The sequence below is a fragment of the uncultured Bacillus sp. genome (assembly GCF_958411575.1).
GTDB lineage: Bacteria > Bacillota > Bacilli > Bacillales > Bacillaceae > Bacillus > Bacillus spizizenii.
Genome location: NZ_CATYRA010000002.1, coordinates 324,018 through 349,036, shown reverse-complemented (window position 1 = coordinate 349,036; position 25,019 = coordinate 324,018). Strand labels below are relative to the sequence as shown.

Below are 25,019 nucleotides of genomic sequence, written 5' to 3'. Positions count from 1 at the left end.
AATTGCTAATAGATCGGATGTTTGAAAAACGGTCTGGTTCAACGGATATAGACGGTTTCAATGATTTATTTGTAAATTTATTCGGCGGCCGGAAAACAGCAAGCGGTGAAACTGTAAATGAAAGAAATTCATTGGTGCAGCCTGATGTTTTTGCTTGCGTGAATGTATTATCAGATGATATAGCGAAGCTTCCGATCCATACGTTTCAGAAAACAGAAAACGGCATAGAACGTAATCCGGATCATCCCACTGCCTACGCTGTTTATGCACGTCCTAATCCTTATATGACGGCTTTTGTATGGAAAAAGTTGATGATGACGCAAGTACTGACGTGGGGAAATGGTTACTCATATATCCAATTCGGTGAAAACGGTTATCCAAAAGCGCTGTCTCCTTTACGGCCTGAGACTACAAACGCTTATATTAGTCCGAATACGGGCATGTTGTGGTATCAAACGGTCGTCAATGGAAAGACCGTGGAGCTGTATGATCATGAAGTGCTGCATTTTAAAGGACTTTCAACAGATGGCATACACGGAAAATCACCCATAGGGGTAGTGCGGGAACATATCGGGGCACAATCGGCCGCCACAAAATACAATGCCAAGCTGTATAAAAATGAAGCAACACCGCGCGGAATCTTGAAAGTTCCTGCTTTTTTAGATGAGAAGCCTAAAGAGAATGTTCGTAAAGAATGGAAAAGAGTAAACCAGGGCGAAAATATTGCGATCATCGACAATGGTTTAGAATATCAATCTATTTCTATGCCATTGCAAGAAGCTCAATTTGTCGAGTCTATGAAATTTAATAAAGCGCAAATTTCAATGATCTATAAAGTGCCGTTGCATAAACTCAACGAATTGGATAAAGCAACCTTCTCCAATATTGAGCATCAGTCTATTGAATATGTCAGGAATACTCTGCAGCCGTGGATCGTGAATTTTGAACAAGAACTCAACGTCAAATTATTTATGGATCACAACCAAAGAAGCGGCCACTATGTAAAATTCAATGTCGACAGTGAGCTGCGGGGAGATAGCCAGTCGCAGGCTGAGTATTTTAAAACAATGCATGAAACAGGAGTGCTGAATAAAAACGAAATTAGAGAGCTCATTGAACGCAATCCGATTCCACACGGTGAAAAATATCTTGCCAGCTTAAATTATGTGTTCCTTGATTTCATGGAAGAATATCAGCGTCTTAAAGCTGGCGGTGCCGTGAAAGGGGGTGACATCAAGAATGAAGGATAAAGAGGTTCGGCAGTTAACAACACCCATTGAAATACGTTCAGAAGGTGAAGGGCAAAGCGAATTTGTCGAAGGATATGCCTTGAAATTTGAAAAATGGTCAGAGCGTCTTGGATGGTTCAAGGAGATTATAAGCAGGAATGCACTTGATTCAGCCGATCTTTCAAACGTTATTGCTCTTTTTAATCATCAGCAAGACTTTCCTTTGGCGAGAAATACTGTTTCAGGCGATTCTGGGCGTCTTGACCTTGAAATAGATGGAATAGGTCTCAAATTCAGATTTAAGCCCTCAGACACGTCATATGCTCGTGATTTAATGGAGAATGTCCGCAGCGGTGTTATTAATCAATGCTCTTTTGCTTTTTCACTCGATTATGGAGACGCAGAAGCGGACGAGTGGCGGCTGAATGAAGATGAGGACATCTACGAGAGAAGAATTAACAAAATACATCGTATTTTTGATATATCTCTTGTGACGACGCCGGCGTATAGCGATACAGAGGCAGTCGTAGGCGCCCGCAGCTTGGAAAAAGTGGAGCAATTGAAGGAGAGCCGCAACGCATCAGATGAAACATTAAAAATGGAATTGGAATTACTTGACCTTGTACTCCCGGAGTAAGGTCTTTTTTTGTGTCTAAATAAGGAGGAAACCTATATGCCAATGCAAATGAGCAAAAAAGAAATTCAATTAAGACAGCAATTTACTGAAAAGAAGCAACAAGCAGACAAGGCGCTGCAGGAGGGGAAAACAGATGAGGCCCGTGCCTTGCTTGATGAAGTGAAACAGCTCAAGAATCAAATTGAATTGATGACCGAAGGACGTTCACTTGATGTGCCTGACTTGCCGGGAGGAGTGAATTTTGTGCCGGAGCAGGAGCGGAATCCAGAAGGGCAGCGTTCACAAGATCAAGGAAAAGAGGAAAGGCAACAGCAATACACTAAAGCTTTCCTTAAAGGATTGAGAGGGAAAAGACTTACCGATGAAGAGCGTGACCTTCTGGATAGCCCAGAATTCAGAGCCATGTCGGGTATAAATGATGAAGACGGCGGAATTTTGATCCCTGAAGACATTGGAAGACAAATTCATGAATTTAAACGTCAGTTTGAGCCATTGGAACAATACGTAACCGTTGAACCTGTGACAACTCGTTCTGGAACTCGTTTGCTTGAAAAGAATGCTGATATGGTGCCATTTTCGCCTGTAGAGGAATTGGGGAATTTACCTGAGATTGATCAGCCTAAATTCACAAAAATATCCTACTCAATCGTGGATTATGGTGGCATCATGACCCTATCAAATTCAATGTTGAACGACTCTGACCAAGCGATCATGTCATATGTAGCAAGATGGTTCGCAAAGAAATCAGTTGTTACCCGTAACAGTTTGATTTTGGCTGCAATTGCATCATTGAAAAAAGTGGATATTGATGGTTTAGATGGTATTAAAAAAGTGTTAAACGTCACGCTTGATCCGATGGTTTCGCCGGGGTCTATCGTGATGACAAACCAAGACGGATACGATTGGTTAGACACGCTTAAAGATGGCACAGGCAGATACTTATTACAGCCAGACCCAACCAATCCTACAAAGAAATTACTTGATGGACGACCTGTCGTACCTTTTACTAACAGAGTATTAAAAACTCAAAAAGGTAAAGCTCCCCTCATCATCGGGAATTTAAAAGAAGCGATTGTTCTGTTTGATCGTGAACAACAGTCAATCGCATCCACAGATACAGGGGCAGGAGCATTTGAAACAAATTCAACAAAAGTCAGAGGTATTGAGCGAGAAGATGTCCGTAAGTGGGATGAAGATGCTGTAGTATTTGGACAAGTCACAGTTGAATAAGGAGAGATATTGTGAGCTACTCTACTAAAAATTACACTACTGATGGCGGGGATCGTACCGTTATTGGCGGTGTTTTAGAAATTGCCGGAGGCAAGGTCATTAAGGATGGACAAGAAGTCAGTTTAGACGGCGGCAGCCAAGCAGAACCCGGCACCGGAAGTGTAACCCATGAAATGCTGGCGGATAAATCAGTCCGCAGCAACAATATAGGCACCGGAAGTGTAATGGAAGAGCACTTGAATTCAGCTATCACAGAAAGACTTTCAAGTTTAGAAAATAGATTAAAAGCTTTAGAGACAGCGAAAACAGAACCAGCTGCAACTGAATGAAAAATATAAAGAAAAGGATGAGTGAAGATGGCAGAAGATTATCTTTATGAGAGTGGCGGAGTAAAAACATCATCAGAAAAAGGGGCTGACGGTAAAGCAATTACACCTGTTTATCTAAAAGAAAACAGTGAGGATAACCCTGTTTATGTGAAAGGACTTCAAGGTGAACCCGGCCCTCAAGGTGAACCCGGCCCTCAAGGTGAACCCGGCCCTCAAGGTGAACCCGGTCCTCAAGGTGAGCCCGGTCCTCAAGGTGAACCCGGGCCTCAGGGTGAACCCGGGCCTCAGGGTGAGCCCGGTCCAAAGGGCGATCCAGCTGTAATTGAAGAAGGCTCTATTACTCACGAAATGTTGGGGGACAAGTCTGTTCGCAGCAATAACATTGGCTCTGGAAGTGTCATGATGGACAATTTAAATTCAGATGTAAAAACAGTATTTAACCAGTTGCAAAAACAAATTGATGAGTTGAAAAATGAGGTGCAGACGCTTAAAGGAACAGATGAAGCGCCACAAGAATAAGGCGGTGTGTATTAAATGGATTTAGAGGCTATTAAAAACTATTTAAAGGTCGATCATGAAGAAGATGATCGCCAACTCTTGAAACAAATAGCGGCGGCCAAAAGCTATATCATAAATGGAATAGGCCGGTATATTGAAGGGCACCCGCAATTTGAGCTGGTACTTCAGATGCTTGTTGAACATTGGTATGAAAACAAAGGGATATATGAGTCCGGGGGTGCCGGATCGTCTATCCCTTTTACTGCTGAAAATATACTGACGCAGCTGCGTTATATATCTGTGGAGGAACAAGAAGATGAAAAAAAAGATCAGCCAACTTCGGCACAGACTGACCTTTCAAAAGAAGGAGTCGATACAGGATGAAGAGCTGAATTGGAATGAGGGATATATTGATCTTTTCACTGTATGGGGAGCTATAGAAGGATTTAGTTCTCTCGGAAACAATGAATCTGTTGTCGCGGGAGCATGGGGAGTCAAATCACCGAAAAAGATCACCATACGTTATCGGAATGACGTTCAACGAGATATGAGGATTGTTGAATGTGTCGGCCGAGATGAAAAGAATGAACCGATGTTCCGCACTTTTGATGTAATAGATTTTAATGATCCCGAGGATAACAAGGAAGAGCTTGAGATCATGTGTCAGGAGGTTGGTTTGAATGGCTAATATGGACATTGACGGCCTTGATGATTTAACACGGTATTTTGAAAAAATCGGCGGAGATGTTGAAAAGGTTGAACCTGTAGCATTGAAGGCTGGCGGTGAGATTATTGCTGAACGGCAGCGCGGCCACGTTAACCGAAGTGATAAACAACAGCCTCATATGCAAGACAATATTACAGTCTCTAACGCAAGAGAATCCAAGGACGGAGAGAAATTTGTTTCTGTTGGTCCGAATAAAAAAGTCGCTTATCGGGCCAGATTTTTAGAATGGGGCACTTCAAAAATGCCGCCGCATCCCTTTATTGAAAAAGGCGGAGAAGAAGGGGAGGCGCGCGCTGTTGAGGTCATGCAGAGAATCCTTACAGCGCCGATCAAATGACGATGGACCCGGTTAGTGAATTGGTTAAAACTTTTACGTCCAGTTCTAAATTGGATGAATTAGTAACGGGCGGAATTCATAATCTTACCGCAAATGATGTGAATGCTTTTCCGAGGGTCATATTTTATGAGCTTAAAGATGCTGATGCCGGTTATGCAGATAACAAAGCATACTGCTTTGAAGTGCGGTTTCAGATTAGTATATTCACTCAGTCAAGTACGCGGAAATTTGAAAAGCCGATTGCTAATGAAATAGATAAGTTAATGCGTTCAATCGGTTATGGCCGGTATGATTCGCAACCATTATATGAAGCAGACACCAAAGTCTATCACAAAGCAATGAGATACGTGAAAGGCTATTTTAAGGAGGAATAATAGATGTCAGGAAGAGTCTTAACTGGATTGGACATGTTCCATATCGCGGAAGTTTTGAAAGATACAAAAAGTGAACTTGAATTTTCGGTTCCGGAGGAATTACCAGGCGCGGTTAGTATGAAACTTGATCCGAAGTCTGAAACAGAAACTTTCTATGCGGATAACGGTGCGTATGCACAGCTAAGCAGCTTAGGAGACATTGACGGTGAAATGGAAGTCGCAGATTTACCCCTTGATATGCAGGCGAGGATTTTCGGGAAAACGGTTGAAAAGGGCATTCATTTCTCTAGTGCGGATGACAGGCCGTTAGAGATTGCACTGGGTTTTCGCGCTAAAATTTCAACTGGTGGGTACCGTTACTATTGGGCCTTAAAAGGGAAGCCGGAACTGGTACCAGTTGAACATAAAACGGAAGAAGGAAAACCGTCACCACAATCTACTCAAGTGAAAATTAAATTTAGTCCACTGACCAATGTGAAAAAAGGAAAGAGAAGATGGGAAGCTAAAGCCGAAGAAGGAAACGGCATTAATGCTGATACTTGGTTCAGACAAGTTGTCTATAACGAAGATAGTTTTACTTCTGGCGGAAATGATGAAGTTGTTGACGTCGGTAAATAAATAACCTGAGCGCTTTAAGCGCTCTTTTTTCTTGAATTAAAAGGAGGAATGAAAGTGGAGGCTTTAACAATCACTCTAAGAATTGACGGGAAAGACAAAAAGTTTGTGACACCAGACTTCATTTCCGGAAAGTTGTTTCGCAGTGCTGCGGCTATTGCGGAAGACTTTGAATCTAACGATACTGACAGGCTGTTTACTGAAAAACAAAATGAATTTGTCTGTAATGTATTCGGAAATAAATTCACGCTTGATCAATTTGAAGAGGGAATCGATTCCCGACTAGCTGGTAGAACAATTTATGCTACTGCAAATTATGTACTTGGAAACATAACAGAAGCTAGCGCTCTGTTAAATCCAAATCAGAATGCAGATGGTGAAGAACCGGGGGAGTAAGTTTGTCCGAGGCTGTAATGGATATGTATAACGCCTTGGAAGAAGTCGGGTTCTCTCAAAACCAAATTGACGAAATGGACATTGTTTATCATCTCAAACGGTTGGCAAGGAGAAAAGAAACGACTGAAAATCCGAAACCTAATGAGAATGATCAGATGTACATAGATCAGATTTTAGGATAAGGAGGTGCCCGATTGAGCAAGGATATTAAAGTCAAACTGTATACCAATTCATCGCAGTTTAATACCGAGATGCGTGGTATTGCTGTTCAAATGAAAAATACCAAATCTGAGTTTGAGAAGAACCGTACAGCAGTCGGTGTGTGGGGGAATCAGTTAAGGACCGCCCAAGTAACAGCCCGGACTCTTAGTCAACAGCTTGAGCTGCATAAACAAAAAGTAAAAGGCCTTGAAAGAGCTTATGCAGATGCAGCGATCAAAAAAGGGAAGGATGCAAAAGAGACACAATCTCTTGCCCGTCGACTGAACAATGCGACTGCGCAGATGAATAGAACGCAACATGCCTTGAAGGAAACGACTCAGAAGATAAAAGAGATGGAGAGTGCATCAAAAAGAGCCGCGGCGCGAATCAGACAGATGGGGCAGCGCATGAATTCTGTTGGCGGTACGATGCGATCTGTGGGATCATCGGTTGCAATGACGTCGGGCGTGGCCTTCGGTGGTTTAGTTTTGACATTCAAAAACGCCATACAAACCGGTATGGAATTTGAAAAGCAAATGAGCAAGGTAAAAGCGATCTCCGGCGGAACAGCGTCAGAGGTAGCCAAATTGAAAGAGCAAGCAAAAGAGCTCGGTGCAACCACTGTCTTTACAGCAAGTCAGGCGGCGGATGCACAGGGCTTTTTAGCTATGGCTGGATTTAAAGTGAATGATATTTATGATGCTATGCCGGGGATGCTCAGTCTTGCGGCTGCTGGTCAATTGGAGCTGGGCGCGGCGGCAGACATTACGTCAAATATCATGTCGTCTTTTGCTCTGAAAGCTAAGGAATCAGGCCACGCTTCGGATGTCATTGCTTATGCAGCTGCTAATGCAAACACAAATGTAGAGCAGATGGGTGAAGCCATGAAATTCTTGGCACCTAATGCTCATTCACTTGGATGGGGCATGGAGGAATCAGCTGCCGCAATTATGGCCTTTGGTGATTCCGGTCTTCAAGGAACTTTAGCAGGACAAGCGTTTGGAACATCTTTAACCCGCCTTGCAGCACCTTCCAGAAAAGCAGCCAAGGAAATAGAAAGATTAGGCTTTAATTTCTTTGATGCTGCTGGGAATATGAAGAGTATGCCAGAAGTAGTTGCTGAGATGGAAAAAGGCATGAAAGGCATGACGAAGGAGCAGCAAGCAGCTACGCTGAAAACAATTGTGGGCGCCGAGGCGTATAAACATTGGACAATTCTTCTCCAAAAAGGATCAAAAGCCCTTGGAGAAAATACAAAAGCCCTTGAAAAGTCAGATGGTGCAGCCAAGAAAATGGCTGATACTATGCTTGATAATGCACACGGCAGCATTGTTGCTTTTCAGTCTGCGCTTGAAGGTGCAAAGATTAAACTAACTGAAAATCTTCTCCCGGCGCTTGGTGATCTGGCCGACAAAGGAACAGAGATCATATCCGTTTTTAATAATATGGATTCCAGCACAGTTCAAACCATTGCCAAAACTGCGCTACTTGCAACAGGCGTTCTGGGTGTAACGACAGCCGTCGCTACGTTAACAGCTGGTATAGGAGCTCTCCTTGCATTCACTGGTCCGGTTGGTTTGGCCATTGTCGGCGGAACTGCTCTTCTCGGAGGAATTACTGTTGCTACTTATGCTTACAATGAAGAATTAAAGAATCAAAAGAAGAAGCAGGAAGAGGCACGGGAAGCTGCATTGCTTTACGGTGAAGGGGTTTCTAAAGCAACTCAAAAATCAGCGGCGGCATATGTTGATTTAAGAGAAAAAGCTGAACTTCAATTATTTGAATTGAGCCGGGTTTCCGGTGAAGAAGCTGACAAAATGGCTTCTAAACTTGTAACCACATATTCTCAAATGCGTGACAGCCTGATAAAAGAGCTTGAAGCATTGAAGAAAGATGCCTTGGTTGTTCTCAAAGGGTTATTTGAAGATACAGACGAGAACACCAAGAAACAAGGCGAAAAGCTCACAGATAAAATGGTTGGCGCGATTGATAAGGATATGGCGGAAGCCCGGAAAAATCTGAAAGAACTCGAACAGATCCAAAAAGAGACTGGTTTTGTTACATCTAAAATGACCGCAGCTCAACAAGTGAGATATAAAGAAATTCTCTCTTACTTTGAACAGGCTACAAGTAAGTTTGCGGCCAATCAAAAAGAAGCTATTGCCATGCAAAAAGCAGTTTCTGAGCAACAAGGAAAACTATCATTCGAACAGGCGAAACAGTACAACGATGATATCAAGAAGGTTTATGAAGATGGACAAAAAGCAGCCAAAAAGGACTTAGATTATCGGAATGATGTTATTGAAAGGCTATTTGCTCAAGGTGAAATGGAAGTTGAGGAACGTAATACACTATTAAGTAAGAGTAAAGCTGATTACGAAAAAGCATTGGCCGAAAATACAGCTGCTTATGAGAAAAATTCAAGCGCACTCTTTTCAAAAATGTCGAGAGACGGAAAACTATTAGACTTAGAAACAGGTAAAGCCTTAAAACGTCAAGATCAATATATTTCTAACTCAATGGGCATCATGGTTAAAACCGAAGAATCTGAGGCAGCCTATCAGGAACGTTGGGCCAATAAACAAATAGAGTTTCTTCAAAGTTTAGGCCAAAGTAAAGAGGAGGCCATTGCTACCACACAGCAGGCACTTCAAGAGTTTTATCAAGGCGTTGGGATGACAGAAGGCGAAGCGCGAGCAGAAGCAAGCAAAGTCGTCTCAGCTGTAGAAGATGAAATGAATAAGCCGGGTAACACGCAAGCTGCCGGTCAAAAGGTAGTTCGTGACTTTGCCAGCGGCTTAAAACAAGCAAAGCCGGCTGTTGTCGGAGAAGGAACGGTTTTACAGCAGGCTTTAAATAATTCATTGAAGTCTGATACTGCTACACCTGCCCAAGCCGGTAAATCTAAGGGAAATGCTCTAAAATCAGGTTTAGACTCTACCAAAAACTCAAATGTACAAAGTGGTTCTGTCTTGCGGCAAGCTGTATTGAGTGAACTTGCTAAGGGCGGCGGGCAGGCCAATTCAGCAGGGCAGAACAAGGGAAATAAACATAAAGCTGGTTTAAATTCCACTAAAGGTGCCAATACATCGGCTGCTGGTTCTCTTAGTTCATCTGTTACAGGTGCATTGGGTAAAACAACCGACGGTGGTGGCGGTAAAAAGGCTGGAAATGAATTAGCGAGAGGATTGAACAGCCAAAAAGGTAACGCAAATTCTGCAGGTAAAAATGTGTCTAATAGTGCAAAGACAGGTTTAAAAAGCGTTAAAACAAACAGTGTAGGTCAAGACTTTGTAACTGGATTTATAAATGGAATGGGGTCTCTAAATGGATCACTTGTTAGTGCAGCATGGAAACTTGGTAAATCTGCACTTAGTTCATTAAAGAAATCCATTGACTCTCATTCCCCGTCAAAATTGACTCAATCGGAAGGTCACAACTTCTCAGATGGTTTTGCAATTGGAATTCAAGATAAAGCTAAAACAGTGAAGAAAAGTGCTGTTTCCATGGCTCAAAGCACAATGAGCTCATTTAAACAGGATCTTAGCCAGATGGCTTTTGACATAAAGGGGGCGGCCGATCAGCTGATTTCCATGAAATCAGAACTTGTGGTCAGAAACGAAGTAGATACACCATCTTTAAACCAAAAGCTTGATGCATTGATCACGCTTTTATCTAAGGGACTTACAGGTGATGGAGGAGGAAGCACAGGAATGGCCCAAGCTCCAGTTGTCATTTATCCTGCACCTGTTCAGATAGATGGTCAGCATGTTGCAAATATCCTGTTTGAAAAAGGAGATGGGAAGATTCTTGATCAAAAGAGCGCGGACCGTTACAACCAGAGTGCCTATAAAGGTGGGGTGAGAGGTTAATGCTTGATCTATATATAGATTTTAACGATGGAAAGGGGGAGCGAGAGCTGACAAGCTTGCTCCCTCGTTTTAGTATAAGGAGTTTTACACCCGACTCTCCAAGTATTGAGCGAGAAACAACAACGATGTCGAGGATAAACGGTTTAGTCTTGCCGCAGCATCCCCGGGATGTTGTGTATAAGGAGCGAAGTATAAAAGTTGAATTTCTTCTTGATTCAATTATTGCTGAGACGTTTTACCAGAACAGGCATGAACTTTATGCCTTGTTAGTTCAGCCGTTTCCCTATTACATCTCAACGGATTTGCTCCCTAACCGTCGTTTTCTTGTTACTTGTGACGGAAATTTCTCTATCCCGAAAGATAAGCAGAAAAACCATGCAACATTCACAGTAGAGTTTACCGACATTCTTGGGCTGGCTGAATCTAAATTCACATCGTCTACACCTCAAAACTTTTCCGGAGAGCATTGGAGTTCTGGAATGGGAATTTTAATGAGAGATGATCTTGAATATCACTTTAAAAACAAAAAGCGATTCAGCATTTATAATCCGGGGGATGCCATTGTAAATACTTTGCAGCATAACTACAATGTTACCTTTTGGGCGAAAGGCAAGAATGTCACAATAGTGAATCACACGAACGGTGAAAAGCTAAAGATTGAACAAGAGCTTCAACGATCTCAGAAGGTATCGTTCATCAAACAATATACAGTGATTAATGATAAACGAATTAAAACCTCTGGCCGGCTTCCTTCTTTAGATATTGGATGGAACGAGTTTGAAATACAAAACTCGAATGATTTTGAAATCAAATTTGATACCCATTTTTATTACAAGTAAGGAGGGATGATATGGCTGCAGCAGACTTTATTAAAAGCCTTGTACCCGGCGCACAAAATGTATACAAAAAATATAATGTTCTCGCCAGCCTTGTCATTGCTCAAGGATGTCTTGAAAGTGGGTACGGCACAAGTGGATTGGCGCAAAAAGCGCATAATCTTTTTGGCATAAAAGGGACATATAACGGTCAGTATGTTTTGATGTGGACAAGCGAGCAAGACAAATATGGAAACGTTACTCGGATTCAAGCAAAGTTTAGAAAGTATCCCTCCTATGCTGAAAGCTTGGCTGATTTAGGAAGCTTGTATAACCGTCTTGATCGGTATAAGGCGGTCGTGGGTGAGACCAACTATAAAAAGGCATGTCAAGCAGTAAAAGACGGCGGCTATGCTACTGATGTGAACTATCCGAGCAAGTTAATCAGTATCATAGATAAATATAATTTAACGCAATACGACAACATAACGACGCTTCCTGACGAACCAGATGTACCTGATAATCCAGATACGCCGGTTGAGGAACCTGTATTTCCAAGTAAGGAATATGCGGGGAAAGACGTTTCTTTAAATAAAAACTTGCCTTCTGATGTTGATTTCCCTCAATTGTTTGTTTCTACGACTGACGGAAAGGATGTCGTTGAAATAACAGGTGTTATTGTTGATTTGACAGATGACACAACAGGAAAGAAAAGCTTTACCTTCACTATTACAAAAACTCAGCAGAATGCAGCTGAATTTGATCTTTTAATAAACGACAATATCCTTTATATAGACGAGAGAAAGTTCAATCACCAGAAATACTACATTACGGATGTTGACCTGAAACAATCAAAAAATGTAATCACAAAAACGATTACCGCGAATCATATCTACTCTGTCCTTCTTGTCGAAAACCGTGTTGAGGAAACGGTCTCTAAAAAGCTAAAGCTAAAAGAGGCACTTGATATTGCACTAAAAGGGACGGACTTCACTTATGTATTAGAAGCTCCTGAAAGTGATTTCCCATCGGCAGAAGAGGAGAATTTTGGAGAGAAAAACAGCACAGAATTGATGGATCAAATCATAGAGGATTATGATTTAGAAATTGATGTTGATAATTATAAAATCCATGTTTACAAAAAAATGGGGCAGGAAGTAGATTTCACGCTTGATTCCCGTTATAACATGCCGGGAATTAACATCAAAACAAACTCGCAAAACTGCACCACTCGGGCGTGGGGATACGGCGCCATGGCAAAGGATAGCAATTCTACAGATAAGAAACCTAAGTATGTTTTTGAGCCTATTCTTTATGTTCATCCCGAAGAGAAAAAATTTTTACGAGAGGGCAAACCAAGGTGGGCCGACCCGATAAAAGATGAAACAATCAAGAAGGCGGGTAGCATGGTCTCAGCCTTAAAGAAACATGTCAATCCTTACCCGGAAACGACTGTAAGTGTGGATTATCAATATATCTATGAACCTAAGCTTTTATCAATAGAAAAACCTTTTTGGAAAGGTGACACAATTCATGTGTTAGCTGATACTGCCGACGGCATTACATTTGAAGATGATGTTCGTTTAGTAACCATTCAGTATAATCCTTTGAACCCTTACAGCAGTCCTAAGCTTACATTTGCGAATTTTAGAAAGGATATACAAGACATTGCAGTCAATCAGGCCAAGAAAATAAGAGATCAAAAACGCTATATTGATCAGTTAATGCGAACGCTCCGATAAGCGTTTTTTATTTTGCTCAAGAAAGGAGTGCTGCTGTTGTTAACGCTAAGAAAGTATTTTGGTACCATTAGAAACTCATTATATGAGGAACAGCTTGCAACTGATTTAGGAAGCATTGAAACTGCTGTGAATGGTATTGAGCGAGATATTACGAATCATAAACGGGCAGACAATGCTCATACATCTTCACAGGTCGCTCATGGCGGCGGACTAACTGTCTATGAAGAAATTGAAATAGCAAAAGCGCGTATCCGAAACCTTGTTTTACAAGCAGATGGTACCAATATAAAGGAAATGCTAGATGCTCGCGTAGATAAGCGAGGAAAGGTGTATCCAACATTACGTGATCATTTAATTGCAAAAGAGACAGAAGTTGAAAACTTAGATTCCATTGTTCAAAAAGAAATGGGATTTGACTTCACAACCATTCCGCCGGTTTACCATACAAACTTGAATTTAGCAGATAAAACAGTGCTGCAGTGTTTTGTCATTGATGAGTTAACTGGCGATATCTACGCCACACAGGTTGCCAGCGGCAATCAAGATAAAAGCGAGAGTTTTATCATTACCCGCATGAACCCAAACGGAGTGATGCTGGACAGCATGAAGCTCGTTCACGGCGGCCACGGTACCACAATTGGACTGGAACGGGAAAACGGGAAAATGTATATCTGGTCCAACTATAATGTTGTCGATTCAAACGGAAACACTGTCGGAAACGATCTTGTGCGTTTCCCTTATACAGCGGGCGCCACACTGAATGGCGGCAGCGGAGGGATCAAACGCTATAACAAATTCAACGATTACTATACGATCCCTGTTATTGATAGAGAAAATGGCTTTATAGCGTTTCGAATGAGATTAAAAGATGATAATAGTTTGGTAGAGCTTCGGAAATTAAGTGACGTGAAAAACGGGGTAAATAAAGTGCTGGGAAAGGTGATCATTCCGAATGACTTGTTTTATCTCCAAGGCTTCACAATAGACGGATACGATTTATACTGGTACACCGGAGATACAAATAACAAAACATATCCATGTGAAATCACGCAATTTAGCTTTAAGGATGGAAGCTTGAAAAAACGTATCTCATGTGATTTTGGTTATGGGCCAGACGGCAAATATGAAGATGGGTTCCGAGAGCCTGAATCCATCTTTTTATACAAGGACCCGACGACAGGAAAGAAATCGCTATTCGCAGGTGTGGCTACAGGAGCCGTCGGAAAAAGACTTGCCAAGGTATATGCCTACCATTCGAAAGAGAATGCAGCCAAATTCGGTATTGATTTAGCCCAAGGGTATCAAGGATATAAACTCACTCAAAATAATGGTTATTCAAAACGGCTTCCAGAAGGCTTGAAATCCTTAAAAGAATTCAGGCAACCCGGTTTTTACTATATGCTGACGACAGAAACAAAGACGCTTTCGGATCATCCGGACAGCGGTAACGCTGGATGGTGGTTGAACATTGCGCCGGCAGATCGCGCCGGATCAGTCATTCAAACGTTGACCCGTAACTCAACAGGGCGGCCAATTAAAATTTTGACAAGAGTTGTAACAAATGACGGGAATATTGGTGAATGGTCTGAGATTTCAGCAAGTGGAAAACTGCCCTGGGCAAACCTACCTTTAAAGAATGGCGCAAAGAATCCTGACGGCAATAATCGTCTGCAATTTGCAGTACAGGGAGGTTTTCTTTTTGTGAGGGGCCGAGTTACCATTCCGAAAAAAGATGGCGTCGATTTCGCAACATTGCCTGCCAGTGCCCGCCCTAAAAAGAATGCCTTTAAAAGCTGCCCCGTGGCCGGTACAACAGGAGAGCGAAAAATCGTCTTTCGATCAAATGGAAATATCTCTGCTCTTGGGCTATTTGCAAAAAACGAGTCAAATGCAACATACACCTATATTGATGAAATCATCAAGCTGGATTAAAAAGGGGTGTCTCAAATGGAATATGAACAAATGTGGGCTTACCAATATGATGAAAACTATATTTATGATTGCCCGGTTGAAATTCAATACTTTGAAGATGATGACGGAAAGGTAAAACGCGTGATTCCGGAAAATTCAACTGAGATCAGTCCGGGTGACTTGGTACAGGCCAAATGGACAGGGACAGAATGGGTAGAAAGCGCATCTGCTGAATACATTAAGTCGCTTGAGACTGCTGATTCAGCTGAAGAAAGCGACGGGGCAAAGGCGCTGAAAGCTGTTGCCGATATACTGGAAACAATGGTAAGGGGTGATGCAGGATGAGCAGCCCTTTTTATAATGCCATTAAGACTTGCTATATATCAGGGTATTGGGACGGAAAAGAAGAGCTTCTTACTATGGCAGTCGATCAAGGAAAGATAACTGAAGAGGAAATGAATGAAATCAAAAGGCTTCGGCAGGATGAAGCATCTCCTTCTATAGAGGAGTAAAGGAGGGACACTATGCCGTATAAAGATGAATCACTTACTTTTACGATCAATGGCCGGCGCAAAAGCCCAGTACAAACAAATATTCAATATACAACTCAAGACAAAGGAACAGCAAAACTATCATTCCAGCTTATGAAGGACGGGGTTCCCCTGCCGTTATCCGCGGCAGTGGTGAAGCTCGTTCTTTTAATGTCTGACGGCAGCCGATTTGTCCGAGACATTGAAATCATTGATAAATTGAACGGCCGGCTGATCTATGTCCTCTCTGATGAAGAAATTAGACACGTTGGGACTGTTCAGGCGGAATTGGATGTTTCGTACACCAATCAACAGGCAATGTCGATCCATGAATTTTCTTTTGAGATTAAGAAGGCGCTAATTGACACCGACATTCTGCCGAGCGTTGAATATTATATTGACGACTTTGAGTCCTTAAAACATAAGATCAACGAGCTTTATAACGAGACCATTCAGACCGTTGAAGAGCTGCGGAAAAAATTTGAGGACTTAGAGAACATTGAAACTAAAGACGGGGCACAGAAAAAGGCTGCTGCTGTTCAGTCGAATTTAGACACCCATATAAATAATAAATCCAATCCCCACGGCGTTACAAAAAATCAGCTAGGCTTGGGAAACGTCGAAAACGTAAAACAAGCATCTAAGGCTGAATTTGATAGCCATGTAGATGATACATCAAACCCACATAAAGTGACTGCTGACCAAGTGGGATTGGGAAACGTTGATAATGTTAAGCAAGCTGATTTTTATGAGTTTCGAGCACATAATTTAAACGGTGAGCGCCATGTCTCAAAAAACGATAAGGACAAATGGAATGCAAGTCAACTTTTTAAAATAACGGCCGATAACGGCACGCAAAAAATCAATTTAACTTCTGGCTCTTTTTATGACTCTCTTAAAGATGTCGGAACTGTTTCTTTCTATGGTACAAATGCCGTAACAGACAACCCATCAGAGACGAGTTTGCGGGGCATGCAAATAGTGGGACAGCCGGGAATAGGTAATGGATACGCTGTAGACGTGAGAGGGAATGCTTGGTGGTTCTACTATAATGCTAACCAATCTGCAATTAATTGGTTTCCTATTGAGTCCACAGCAGGGGTGCAGTCCAAGGTAGACGCACATGCAAAGGATTCAAAAATCCATATCACTTCCACAGAGAGAGATAAATGGAACGGCGGCCAGCTGGCAAAACTGACAAAGGATGACGGGAAACGAACCCAATTAGCAAATGGGGCAGACATTCTGGCACTGAGTTCCGGTTTTTATTTTGCTTCGGGTTCTTTGGTAAAAAACAATCCTGTTGAAAATGATGGTTCATGGTTCAATTATGATGTAATTGAAGGGGATACCGGCAGAAAAACAATCATAGCTTGGAGAAGTTATGATAACGTCATGTGGCATGGGACTGTACACACAAATGGCATTTTCAAAGGGTGGAAACGGCTGATAACAGATGCGGATTTTGAAAATGTTGTGTGGCAAAACATTCCGCTAAAAAACGGTGCAGCAAATGGAGACAGGCCATTCCAGTACGCTGTATGGGGTAAACTGCTTTTGCTGAGGGGGCACATCACGGCACCGAGGGAGGTCATTATTGGAAACGTTCCTAAATCAGTTGTCCCAAGCAATGGGGATGTTGTGGCAGTTACCACATCAGGAATTACGGGGTATTGCAAATTAGTTGTTTATCCGAACGGTGAACTTATGCTAACTGGCTTGCAATCAAATGACAACAGTGCAGTAACCGGGTATCACATTAGTGCACCTGTCTTTTTAGATTAAGGAGGGTGAATTTTGAAACAGGTTTATAAATATGATGAAAATTTTATATTCGTAGAGCCAGTTCTGGTTTACGAAAAAGATGATGCCGGTAATTATGTAATTCCTGATTCTTGCACAGAAGTTGAACCGCCAGATTCTCCCTCACTCTTTAAACGAAAATTTGATCCCATTTTGCGAGAGTGGACTGAGGGAGCTACCCAAGCAGAAATTAATGAATTTTTGAGTCATGCTAAAAGCAGTGAAGGTCAATCTCCAATTGAAATGTTAAAAGCTCAGAATGCTGTAATCATGATGCAATTGGCAGAATCGCAAAATCAGGCTGAAACTCAGGCGAAAATGATCGCTGACTTGTTATTAATGCTGGCCGAAGGAGGGGAAGCGTAATGGATTGGTTTGCAAATGTAAAAACCATCTATGGATGGGGCAGACAGTATTACACAAACTCTGACGTTGCCCGTTTCGTTGTCTTAAATAGAATCACAGAAGAACAATATAAAGAAATCACCGGCCTGACCTATCCAGCTACAGAGCCGGTTGTCATAGATTTAGGAAGTTAACCAACACCCATGGAGGTGTTTTTATTTTGCCTTGAAGGAGGGAGGTGAGACTTTTATGGAGATGGATATTACACAGTATTTAATTACTCAGGGGCCATTTGCTGTGTTGTTTTGCTGGCTCCTTTTCTATGTCATGAAAACAAGTAAGGAAAGGGAATCTAAGCTCTATGATCAAATTGATTCCCAAAATGAAGTCTTAGGGAAGTTCAGTGAAAAGTATGATGTCGTAATTGAAAAGCTCGACAAAATTGAAAGCAAAGTACAATAGGGGGATTACACTATGAAAAACTATGACAAAGGCACGGTCATTCGGACGGTGCTTCTTTTGATTGCACTTATTAACCAAACAATGCTGATGCTTGGCAAGTCACCGTTGGATATTACAGAGGATCAGGTGAATCAGCTTACGGATGCGTTATACACTGCCGGCTCTATAGTTTTCACTATCGGCACGACACTTGTTGCATGGTTCAAAAACAACTATGTGACAGTCAAAGGACACAAGCAAAAAGCAGTTCTAAAACAAAACAATCTAACAAAATGAGGCTGCTGGATAAACCAGCGGCTTTTTCTATATTAAAAATGAATGGAGAGAATGAATATGACAATCACAGTGAAAAAGAATCTTGTATCGGAAGCTAAATACGGATTAAAATGCCCTAATGCAATGAACGCGGAATACATCACAATCCACAACACGGCAAACGATGCATCAGCTGCTAACGAGATCAGTTATATGATTGGCAATACCAATTCGACAAGCTACCATTTTGCCGTTGATGACAAGCAAGTAATTCAAGGACTGCCTACAAATCGCAATGGGTGGCACTCAGGAGACGGCACATACGGAACAGGGAACCGGAAATCTATTGCTGTTGAAATCTGTTATAGCAAGTCCGGTGGTCCGAAATATAGGGCGGCAGAAAAGCTGGCAATTAAATTTGTGGCGCAGCTACTTAAAGAACGAGGCTGGGGCGTTGATCGTGTCCGCAAGCATCAAGACTGGAACGGAAAGTATTGCCCGCACCGTATTTTGTCAGAGGGCAGATGGGACGAGGTTAAGGCTGCCATTGAAGCTGAATTAAATGCGCTGGGAGGAAACACAACATCTAAACCGTCATCATCTGCGCCTAAAGCTTCTGGGGACACTTACACAGTTAAAAAAGGTGATACTCTTTCCGCAATTGCAAAAGAGCATGGGGTAAGTGTGGCAAATCTTCAGAGCTGGAATAACATTAAAGACCCGAATAAAATCAAAGTTGGCCAAAAGTTAAATCTTGAAGGCTCAAGCACTTCCAGCACTAAACCAAGCAGTAAAAAAACGTCATATGCGCTGCCTTCTGGCATCTATAAAGTGACAAGTCCTATGCGAAAAGGGGATGACGTAAGGCAGATTCAAAAAGCACTGGCTGCTCTTTACTTCTACCCGGATAAAGGGGCGAAGAATAACGGCATTGATGGCGTATATGGTCCTAAAACAGCAAATGCAGTTAAACGCTTCCAGTCCATGCATGGATTGACTGCTGATGGCATTTATGGACCTAAGACAAAAGCGAAATTGGAAGCTCTTTTGAAGTGAATAAATAGTCCCCTTGAGTACTCTCAAGGGGATACTTTTGTTTATTTCAGAAACAGGGTATGTAAATTAGCGATACCCTAGAGTTATGCAAACGCTTATCGCAAGACTATGGGTAGTGGAACGGCACCAACCAATTGCACCCAATCTATAAATATCATTAAGTACATTATTGGCAAAATTTAATCCTATAAAGGCAACTAAGCTTAAATAAAGCACTCTAGCCAAAGGATCTTTTTCTTTTAGAACACTAAAATCTCCTTGTAATTGCTCTGAGCCTGTTTCAATTTCACTATCTTTAAGATTGTAGAATTGCTCTAAGACATTAGATTCTAGGTTCTTAACGTTATCAATTACATCTTTCTCAAGCCCTAGTTTTATTGCTTTCGATTCATCAAATGAATATTCACCGTTTTTTAAGATAATCGACTCTTTAATTGTCTTTAGGGTTTGTTTAACGTCATCAGGGTTCAAATTTTCTACAGCTGAATTGAGAAAGATATTTACATTCGGGTTTACTTCTTTTGCAGAAGTGGTAGGAGCGTTAGTCCCCATAAAAATGGTCGCAAATACAAGAGTCAAAACAGAAATACCTAAAATCATAGTTGCAAATCTAGATTTCTTCATTCGGTTCTCTCCCTTATAATTATTTTACAGTTCGATCCTAAACGTTTAAGAAAATATTGTCAATAATTCAATGTTTTGTATTTTCTTTTTTGATGATCTTAACTATTTTAAGAATACAGAATAATGAAATTAAAATTGCGACAACAGCAATTCCTAATAACACTAACCCGGCAATGATGAAGCCTTTAATTTCTTCGCTAGTCATGTTATCACTCCACTCCTATAAAGAATAATCTCCCACAAGTTTGAAGCAATTGAATTTTTTATTCCATAGGCTAAATATACTTTCTTGTAAAATAGTTCAAATAGAACCGGAATATAAAGAAATACACATGAAAAACAAATAAAGTCCTAGTCATTGAGCAGGACTTTATATAACCCATATTTTCTTTTCTTTATTCCAAGCAATCGCTCCTTTTCGGATGAGGCTTTTTGTGGCCTCACGTATTTCTTGTTCGCCTTTCCCTGTCTTTCTTTTCAGTTCGGGAAGAGTCGGATTCTTTCCGTAAAGCCGCATGTTAACAAAAATCTGATATAACTTGCGTTCAAAATCTGTCATAGTCATTTGTTCCCCGCATCTTACTTACATCCCATACCTACTGGTGGATCGAATTTGCCATATTTCAAAGGTCTCACCTCTTTCAAAAAATCTGAATTTAAATTTCATCTTTTAATTGGAATGTTAGTGTGAATTTCTTTTCTTCTGGCATTAATGAGCAAGTAACTCTGTATAGATTGTTGGTCTCAGAATAGTCAGGATTTGCATTCTCAAAAGCGTGATCTAATGTGTCCTCATCAAAATCTAAAGTTTTCAATAAAGCTCGGGCAGCTTGTACACCTTTTCTGGAAGGAACAAAAATACTATGTTTATCAGTGGGCATATCAACTTTAGCTTTAATCTCAATTAAATTTTTGTTTTCGTCGAAAATCCCCTCAATTAAATAGCTTTTATCGCTATCATAATCTGACTCTTTAACGAGAGTGTTTATATACCTGTTCTTATTTACTTTTTTAAAATGGTCATCTGCTACGATATGTGAGGGATGCTTCTCTTTATCATCATGAATTTGATCAATATTTGTATTGTATCCTTTAATAAATTGTTCAAAAGGAATGGCGTTGAAGTTGTTCTTGTTGTCATAGGCATCTGCACTTTCAGTATTTGTGACGTTGCTGCAACCAGATAAAATGATTATTAAAGCTAATAAATACTTTTTCATAGGTCCTCTCCTAACGTTACTAATATTACCATATTAAAATAAAGTTAGGCGAAGATCGAGGCTTTTATGAAGGGCATTCGATTATCATTAAAAGGATTGATTTGTGGTAACACTTTGGTAACAAAAACATAAAATTATAGTTTTAAAGCTGATTTCCCATTATACTGAAAAGGCTTATATATCAACGTTTTGTAACTATTTTAAAACATAACCATACTAAGGTAATAGACTCCCACCATCTTATTCATTAATACACTATGAACAAGCAAAAAACTTTAATAATTTTGCACAAATTTTTCACAACAATAGTTATGAACCTTATTAAATCAATGGTTGAAGAGGGGATATAGACTCCCTCCTAGAGCGTTATATTTACAAAAAGACAACAGGCTTTTCGTCTGTTGTCTTTTTTATGCCAAATAAAAAACGCCCGCTTATACCGGGCGTTTTTCTTATATAACTGCGTCAAATTGATTAACTTTCCATTTTTTATTCTCTTTTACAAATGTCACTTTCCGTTTCGCTGAAGGTGATCCATCTAAAGTAGGAACGGTAAATTCGTATGTGACTGTGCCGCCTTTTTTAGAAATCAGTTTAGCTGTTGACTTTTTCCAATTTAAAAGGTTGTCTCCGTCACCGACTGGAACGGCAAGTTTTCCTTTTGAAACAGTGAAATGATAGTCTTTAAAGCCTTTTTCGATTGCTGCTTTTGTAAAAATAGGAGTTAAGTAATTCACTGCTTTTGCTTTAGTGCCTAAATCACTGCACATATACACATATTGAAGATTTTGATACTCAAATGTGCCTGATGGGCAAACTGCTTTTTTCGCTTTTGGATTGTGGCCGCTCATTGTGTTCCAAAAATGCTCTCTTGCTGATAATGCCAGCTGCAGTGCTTGTTTTTGTGATAAATCACCTGAAGTATTTTTCGCAAATGCATTTGTGCTTAATGACAGAATAAGTGCAATAGTTGTTAGAAATAGAAGACATTTTTTCATTGTGATTCACTCCTTCAAAATCTCTTTCTCTTATGTTACAAATGTTACAATAATTACGGATAGATTACAATACTTTTGCATAAATTATTTTTTATTCTTTTACTCACAAAGAAACAGGCTGTTACTTGCTAGTTTATTCTTCATAAGCTAAAAAGATGTGTAAAATTAGAAGAATCGGGAAGGGTTTCATATGGACAGTGATGAATAATAACATGTTGCATAGCCTGTTTTTGTCAAAATAATAGGAGCATGTTTACAAACGAATTCAAATAAAGGAGCTTTCAATATGGAAACATCACAAGAACAACCTGTAACTCAGAAGAAAAGCAATCCATCTGTCTGGCGGTCTATGTCACTCTTTTTAGTGCCGCTTTTGCTAAGCAATGTGCTGCAATCAGTCGGCCAGCTAGTCGGGATGATGGCTGTAGGCAGATGGCTTGGTGTTGATGCGGTTGCAGCTGTATCATCCTTTTTCCCGTTATTTTTTCTTTTAATCTCATTTACCATTGGGATCGGTTCAGGAAGTTCGATCCTAATCGGACAAGCCTACGGGGCAAAGAATGAGGAGCGGTTAAAGGCTGTTGTCGGGACGACGCTCACGTTTACGTTTATATTAGGGGTGGTATTAGCCGTCATCGGCAGTATTTTCACCTTGGATATTCTTCGTTTAATGGGCACGCCTGAAAATGTCATTCATGTCAGCGCCAGCTATGCACGTATTTTATTTTACGCTATGCCGTTTATGTTTTTATATTTTGCATATACAACATTTTTGCGCGGAACAGGGGATTCCAAGACACCGTTTTATACGCTGATTGTGAGCACGGTCATCAACATAGCGCTTTTGCCCGTCTTAATCCTTGGCATGTTCGGTTTTCCGAAACTGGGCATATACGGCTCCGCATACGCAACCGTCATTTCCACGATTGCGACATTCCTCGTGTTAATGGTGTATTTACGAAAACGAAACCATCCGCTCCAATTTGATAAAACAGTGCGGCGTTATTTGAAAATGGATAAGGAATTGCTGGCTCTCCTGCTGCGCCTCGGGATTCCATCAAGCATCAATATGATTCTCGTCTCATTATCAGAGATAGCAGTAATTTCATTCGTCAACCATTACGGCTCTAATGCGACAGCTGCATACGGCGTAGTCAACCAGGTAGCCAGCTATGTGCAGATGCCGGCCGTCAGCCTTGGTATTGCGGTGTCTATTTTCGCCGCGCAATCGATCGGAGCGAACGAGTCTGGCCGCTTAAAGCAGGTCATTCGCGTCGGGATTTGGCTGAATTATATCATTGGCGGCGTGCTGATCATTCTAATCTATGTGTTTTCACAGCAGATTTTAGCGTTATTTTTAACCGAGAAAGACACACTTTACATTGCGCACCGTCTCTTGATGATTACATTGTGGAGCTATTTGCTGTTTGGAAATGCCCAAATTATTTCTGCGACGATGCGGGCAAGCGGAACGGTCTTATGGCCGACCGTTATCAGCATTTTCGCCATCTGGGGAGTAGAGGTGCCTGTCGCGTTCGTACTATCCCACTACACAAAGCTTGAAATACTCGGCGTCTGGGTTGGCTATCCGGCTGCGTTTGCCGTCAGCTTGCTATTGATTTATGGGTATTATCAATTCGTGTGGAAAAAGAAACAGATTACACGTCTCATCCAATAGACTTCCGAATCACACCGTTCATGATTTGAACGGTGTTTTTTTATTTGATAGGGAAAACATAAAATGGAGGAAATATGGCACAGTGCATTGAATTCTTATACGAGCAATGAATCAAGGAGAGGTTGAGGACACATGGCTAACTATATTGAGAAGATTACGCATTTAGGAACACCCGCCATCAAAGCAGGCAACGAACATATAGAAATGATTGTCGTTCCCGAGTGGGGGAGCAACGTCATATCTCTCGTGGACAAAGCAACAAAGATCCAGCTGTTGCGTGAACCGAAAACAGCAGAAAGTTTTCATGACACACCAACATTGTATGGCATTCCGATTCTGTTTCCGCCTAACCGGGTAAGTGACGGTACATTCAGTTTCCGGGGCAGAACATATCATTTTGATATCAACGAAAAGGATAAACACAACCATCTTCATGGGTTTCTTTATCAGGAAAAGTGGAACGTAGTGACCATGAAGCAAACTGATGAAGAAGTGATCGTTGAAACGGAAATTGATCTTTCAGAGCTCCCCCATATATATAAGCAATTTCCGCATCATGCCGTCGTTCGGATGACATACACGCTAAAGGGGAATACTCTATTTAAATATGCGACGGTCATGAACAAAGGAGAGGAAGCGTTTCCTTGGGGAATCGGTTATCATACTACATTTGTGTTTCCAGAAGAAAGCTCATTATTCTCCCTGGCAGCAGATCAACAATGGGAGTTGGATGAACGCCTGCTGCCGACCGGGAAGCTGATGGATGTACCGAATAAAGAAGCCTTGCATGAAGGGATGGATTTACGCCACAAGCAGCTGGATGATGTCTTTTTATCTGCTTATCAGAAAAGAGGCGGAGAAAATCAGGCAGTCATTTATCATCAGCACGCACACGTAAGTATTATTTATAAGGCAGATGAACAATTTAAACATTGGGTTGTATACAATGCGGACGGAAAACAGGGGTATTTATGCCCTGAACCTTACACATGGGTGACAAACGCAGTGAATCTTGATTTGTCTTCATCACTCACTGGTTTACAAGTGCTTGAGCCAGGAGAAGAAACAACAGCCAAAAGCAGTATCACCATCGAATTGAATCATCAATAGCCAATGATGAGGCGCAGAGAGGCGG

General features: G+C 41.2%; 31 protein-coding genes. 26 read left to right on the top strand and 5 right to left on the bottom strand.

Translation table 11 applies throughout. The features are described from left to right. The first annotated feature begins 2 nt into the window (after positions 1-2). Genes Q5C82_RS05195 through Q5C82_RS05080 form a run of 24 tightly spaced genes read left to right on the top strand, consistent with a single transcriptional unit; the run spans position 3 to position 19,364 of the window. Positions 3-1,250 (top strand): phage portal protein, encoded by a 1,248-nt coding sequence (locus Q5C82_RS05195; protein WP_032727203.1) that lies wholly within the window; start codon positions 3-5, stop codon positions 1,248-1,250. Further along, positions 1,240-1,866 carry an HK97 family phage prohead protease gene (locus Q5C82_RS05190; RefSeq protein ID WP_003220242.1) on the top strand — a complete coding sequence of 209 codons (627 nt, stop codon included), beginning with the start codon at positions 1,240-1,242 and terminating at the stop codon, positions 1,864-1,866. The genes Q5C82_RS05195 and Q5C82_RS05190 overlap by 11 nt, the downstream gene beginning before the upstream one ends. 36 nt (positions 1,867-1,902) lie before the next feature. Next, positions 1,903-3,096 (top strand): phage major capsid protein, encoded by a 1,194-nt coding sequence (locus tag Q5C82_RS05185; RefSeq protein ID WP_003220239.1) that lies wholly within the window; start codon positions 1,903-1,905, stop codon positions 3,094-3,096. Between the two features lie 11 nt (positions 3,097-3,107). Beyond that, positions 3,108-3,425, top strand: a complete 318-nt coding sequence (locus tag Q5C82_RS05180) for a hypothetical protein (protein WP_003220237.1) — start codon at positions 3,108-3,110, stop codon at positions 3,423-3,425. 27 nt (positions 3,426-3,452) lie between these two features. Then, complete coding sequence (locus Q5C82_RS05175; RefSeq protein ID WP_003220234.1) at positions 3,453-3,944, top strand: collagen-like protein; 492 nt, start codon at positions 3,453-3,455, stop codon at positions 3,942-3,944. A 15-nt stretch (positions 3,945-3,959) separates the two neighbouring features. Further along, positions 3,960-4,307: a head-tail connector protein gene (locus tag Q5C82_RS05170; protein ID WP_003220232.1), complete on the top strand. Its 348-nt coding sequence runs from the start codon at positions 3,960-3,962 to the stop codon at positions 4,305-4,307. Then, positions 4,240-4,611, top strand: coding sequence for a phage head closure protein (locus Q5C82_RS05165; RefSeq protein ID WP_003220230.1), 372 nt, complete (start codon positions 4,240-4,242; stop codon positions 4,609-4,611). The genes Q5C82_RS05170 and Q5C82_RS05165 overlap by 68 nt, the downstream gene beginning before the upstream one ends. Continuing rightward, positions 4,604-4,987 (top strand): HK97-gp10 family putative phage morphogenesis protein, encoded by a 384-nt coding sequence (locus Q5C82_RS05160; protein ID WP_003220228.1) that lies wholly within the window; start codon positions 4,604-4,606, stop codon positions 4,985-4,987. The genes Q5C82_RS05165 and Q5C82_RS05160 overlap by 8 nt, the downstream gene beginning before the upstream one ends. After that, positions 4,984-5,361, top strand: coding sequence for a DUF3168 domain-containing protein (locus tag Q5C82_RS05155; protein ID WP_003220225.1), 378 nt, complete (start codon positions 4,984-4,986; stop codon positions 5,359-5,361). Before Q5C82_RS05160 ends, Q5C82_RS05155 begins: the two co-directional genes overlap by 4 nt. A 3-nt stretch (positions 5,362-5,364) precedes the next feature. Continuing rightward, the gene (locus tag Q5C82_RS05150; protein WP_003220224.1) at positions 5,365-5,979 is read left to right on the top strand and encodes a major tail protein; all 615 of its coding nucleotides are present in this window, start codon (positions 5,365-5,367) and stop codon (positions 5,977-5,979) included. Between the two features lie 54 nt (positions 5,980-6,033). Further along, on the top strand, positions 6,034-6,372 hold the full coding sequence (locus tag Q5C82_RS05145) for a hypothetical protein (RefSeq protein ID WP_003220222.1): 339 nt from the start codon (positions 6,034-6,036) through the stop codon (positions 6,370-6,372). A gap of 2 nt (positions 6,373-6,374) precedes the next feature. Then, complete coding sequence (locus Q5C82_RS05140; protein WP_013307994.1) at positions 6,375-6,554, top strand: hypothetical protein; 180 nt, start codon at positions 6,375-6,377, stop codon at positions 6,552-6,554. A gap of 12 nt (positions 6,555-6,566) precedes the next feature. Further along, positions 6,567-10,445, top strand: coding sequence for a phage tail tape measure protein (locus Q5C82_RS05135; RefSeq protein WP_003220218.1), 3,879 nt, complete (start codon positions 6,567-6,569; stop codon positions 10,443-10,445). Then, the gene (locus tag Q5C82_RS05130) at positions 10,445-11,284 is read left to right on the top strand and encodes a phage tail family protein (protein ID WP_032727204.1); all 840 of its coding nucleotides are present in this window, start codon (positions 10,445-10,447) and stop codon (positions 11,282-11,284) included. The genes Q5C82_RS05135 and Q5C82_RS05130 overlap by 1 nt, the downstream gene beginning before the upstream one ends. An 11-nt stretch (positions 11,285-11,295) precedes the next feature. Further along, positions 11,296-13,002 (top strand): phage tail protein, encoded by a 1,707-nt coding sequence (locus Q5C82_RS05125; RefSeq protein WP_003220214.1) that lies wholly within the window; start codon positions 11,296-11,298, stop codon positions 13,000-13,002. 27 nt (positions 13,003-13,029) lie between these two features. After that, complete coding sequence (locus Q5C82_RS05120) at positions 13,030-14,934, top strand: teichoic acid biosynthesis protein (RefSeq protein WP_230939507.1); 1,905 nt, start codon at positions 13,030-13,032, stop codon at positions 14,932-14,934. A 15-nt stretch (positions 14,935-14,949) separates the two neighbouring features. Then, the gene (locus Q5C82_RS05115; protein ID WP_003220211.1) at positions 14,950-15,258 is read left to right on the top strand and encodes a hypothetical protein; all 309 of its coding nucleotides are present in this window, start codon (positions 14,950-14,952) and stop codon (positions 15,256-15,258) included. Then, on the top strand, positions 15,255-15,425 hold the full coding sequence (locus Q5C82_RS05110) for a hypothetical protein (RefSeq protein ID WP_003220209.1): 171 nt from the start codon (positions 15,255-15,257) through the stop codon (positions 15,423-15,425). The genes Q5C82_RS05115 and Q5C82_RS05110 overlap by 4 nt, the downstream gene beginning before the upstream one ends. 12 nt (positions 15,426-15,437) lie before the next feature. Continuing rightward, positions 15,438-17,228 (top strand): phage baseplate upper protein, encoded by a 1,791-nt coding sequence (locus tag Q5C82_RS05105; RefSeq protein WP_003220207.1) that lies wholly within the window; start codon positions 15,438-15,440, stop codon positions 17,226-17,228. A 12-nt stretch (positions 17,229-17,240) separates the two neighbouring features. Beyond that, positions 17,241-17,612: a hypothetical protein gene (locus Q5C82_RS05100; protein WP_003220206.1), complete on the top strand. Its 372-nt coding sequence runs from the start codon at positions 17,241-17,243 to the stop codon at positions 17,610-17,612. Further along, positions 17,612-17,785: an XkdX family protein gene (locus Q5C82_RS05095; RefSeq protein ID WP_003220205.1), complete on the top strand. Its 174-nt coding sequence runs from the start codon at positions 17,612-17,614 to the stop codon at positions 17,783-17,785. The genes Q5C82_RS05100 and Q5C82_RS05095 overlap by 1 nt, the downstream gene beginning before the upstream one ends. A gap of 55 nt (positions 17,786-17,840) precedes the next feature. After that, positions 17,841-18,053, top strand: coding sequence for a BhlA/UviB family holin-like peptide (locus Q5C82_RS05090; protein WP_003220204.1), 213 nt, complete (start codon positions 17,841-17,843; stop codon positions 18,051-18,053). Between the two features lie 12 nt (positions 18,054-18,065). Further along, positions 18,066-18,329, top strand: a complete 264-nt coding sequence (locus Q5C82_RS05085) for a phage holin (RefSeq protein ID WP_003220203.1) — start codon at positions 18,066-18,068, stop codon at positions 18,327-18,329. A gap of 57 nt (positions 18,330-18,386) precedes the next feature. After that, the gene (locus tag Q5C82_RS05080; RefSeq protein WP_003220201.1) at positions 18,387-19,364 is read left to right on the top strand and encodes an N-acetylmuramoyl-L-alanine amidase; all 978 of its coding nucleotides are present in this window, start codon (positions 18,387-18,389) and stop codon (positions 19,362-19,364) included. Positions 19,365-19,430: 66 nt separating this feature from the next. Here Q5C82_RS05080 and Q5C82_RS05075 read toward each other — a convergent pair whose 3' ends face one another. The 5 genes from Q5C82_RS05075 to iseA all read right to left on the bottom strand — a co-directional run bounded on the left by Q5C82_RS05075 (position 19,431) and on the right by iseA (position 22,206). After that, entirely contained in the window at positions 19,431-19,988 is a 558-nt protein-coding gene (locus Q5C82_RS05075; protein WP_003220199.1) for a hypothetical protein, read from the bottom strand. Positions 19,989-20,055: 67 nt separating this feature from the next. Then, the gene (locus Q5C82_RS05070) at positions 20,056-20,193 is read right to left on the bottom strand and encodes a hypothetical protein (protein WP_003220198.1); all 138 of its coding nucleotides are present in this window, start codon (positions 20,191-20,193) and stop codon (positions 20,056-20,058) included. Between the two features lie 165 nt (positions 20,194-20,358). Beyond that, the gene (locus Q5C82_RS05065; RefSeq protein WP_003220197.1) at positions 20,359-20,547 is read right to left on the bottom strand and encodes a hypothetical protein; all 189 of its coding nucleotides are present in this window, start codon (positions 20,545-20,547) and stop codon (positions 20,359-20,361) included. A gap of 97 nt (positions 20,548-20,644) precedes the next feature. Next, the gene (locus Q5C82_RS05060; protein WP_003220196.1) at positions 20,645-21,208 is read right to left on the bottom strand and encodes a hypothetical protein; all 564 of its coding nucleotides are present in this window, start codon (positions 21,206-21,208) and stop codon (positions 20,645-20,647) included. Between the two features lie 452 nt (positions 21,209-21,660). Next, positions 21,661-22,206 carry a DL-endopeptidase inhibitor IseA gene (iseA, locus tag Q5C82_RS05055; RefSeq protein WP_003220195.1) on the bottom strand — a complete coding sequence of 182 codons (546 nt, stop codon included), beginning with the start codon at positions 22,204-22,206 and terminating at the stop codon, positions 21,661-21,663. Positions 22,207-22,492: 286 nt separating this feature from the next. Between iseA and Q5C82_RS05050 the strand changes: the two genes are divergently transcribed. After that, on the top strand, positions 22,493-23,884 hold the full coding sequence (locus Q5C82_RS05050; RefSeq protein ID WP_003220194.1) for an MATE family efflux transporter: 1,392 nt from the start codon (positions 22,493-22,495) through the stop codon (positions 23,882-23,884). A gap of 132 nt (positions 23,885-24,016) precedes the next feature. Then, complete coding sequence (gene galM / locus Q5C82_RS05045; protein ID WP_003220193.1) at positions 24,017-24,994, top strand: aldose 1-epimerase; 978 nt, start codon at positions 24,017-24,019, stop codon at positions 24,992-24,994. Positions 24,995-25,019 lie beyond the last annotated feature (25 nt).